Below are 1,064 nucleotides of genomic sequence, written 5' to 3'. Positions count from 1 at the left end.
ACCCCTCAACCCTCCCCACCCCTCAGCATCACTGAGCTACGTAAGGAATCCCCTGCCATGAGCACGTCCCGTCTCCGCACCCTCGGCAACAAGACCGCCGGACCCGGCCGCCCCGTCTACGTCACCGGCGAGATCGGCATCAACCACAACGGCGACCTCGAGAACGCCCTCGCGCTCATCGACGTGGCCGCCGACGCCGGCTGCGACGCCGTGAAGTTCCAGAAGCGCACCCCGGAGATCTGCACCCCGCGCGACCAGTGGGACATCGAGCGCGACACCCCCTGGGGCCGGATGACGTACATCGACTACCGCCACCGTGTGGAGTTCGGCGAGGCCGAGTACACGGCCATCTCCGAGCACTGCAAGAAGCGCGGCATCGACTGGTTCGCGTCCCCGTGGGACACCGAGGCCGTCGCCTTCCTGGAGAAGTTCGACATCCCCGCCCACAAGGTCGCATCGGCGTCGCTCACCGACGACGAGCTGCTGCGCGCCCTGCGCGCCACCGGCCGCACCATCATCCTCTCCACCGGCATGTCGACCCCGAAGCAGATCCGCCACGCGGTCGAGGTCCTGGGCAGCGACAACATCCTGCTCTGCCACGCCACGTCGACGTACCCGGCCAAGGCCGAGGAGCTCAACCTCCGCGTCATCAACACCCTGCAGGGCGAGTTCCCGAACGTCCCGATCGGCTACTCGGGCCACGAGACGGGCCTGCAGACCACCCTCGCCGCGGTCGCGCTCGGCGCCACCTTCGTGGAGCGCCACATCACCCTGGACCGCGCCATGTGGGGCTCCGACCAGGCCGCGTCCGTCGAGCCGCAGGGCCTGTCCCGCCTGGTCCGCGACATCCGCACCATCGAGGCCTCGCTCGGCGACGGCGTCAAGAAGGTGTACGAGTCCGAGCTCGGCCCGATGAAGAAGCTCCGCCGCGTCACCGGCGTCATCGCCGAGACCGAGGCGCAGACCGAGGCGAAGAGCGCCGACCGCGAGCCGGTCGCGGTCTGAGTCCGAGACAGCCGGACACCCCGCGGTGAAGTCCTCCCACGGACCCGCCGGCGCCCCCC

General features: G+C 69.8%; 1 protein-coding gene. It reads left to right on the top strand.

What is annotated here, in order from left to right; all coding sequences use genetic code 11:
• Positions 1 to 57: 57 nt before the first annotated feature.
• The gene (locus U9R90_RS36355; RefSeq protein WP_411061772.1) at positions 58 to 1,005 is read left to right on the top strand and encodes an N-acetylneuraminate synthase family protein; all 948 of its coding nucleotides are present in this window, start codon (positions 58 to 60) and stop codon (positions 1,003 to 1,005) included.
• Positions 1,006 to 1,064 lie beyond the last annotated feature (59 nt).

This window comes from Streptomyces sp. E11-3 (assembly GCF_046540415.1).
Classification (GTDB): Bacteria; Actinomycetota; Actinomycetes; order Streptomycetales; family Streptomycetaceae; genus Streptomyces.
The sequence above is the reverse complement of the archived record's forward strand: the minus strand, read 5'-3'. Positions and strand labels throughout refer to the sequence as shown.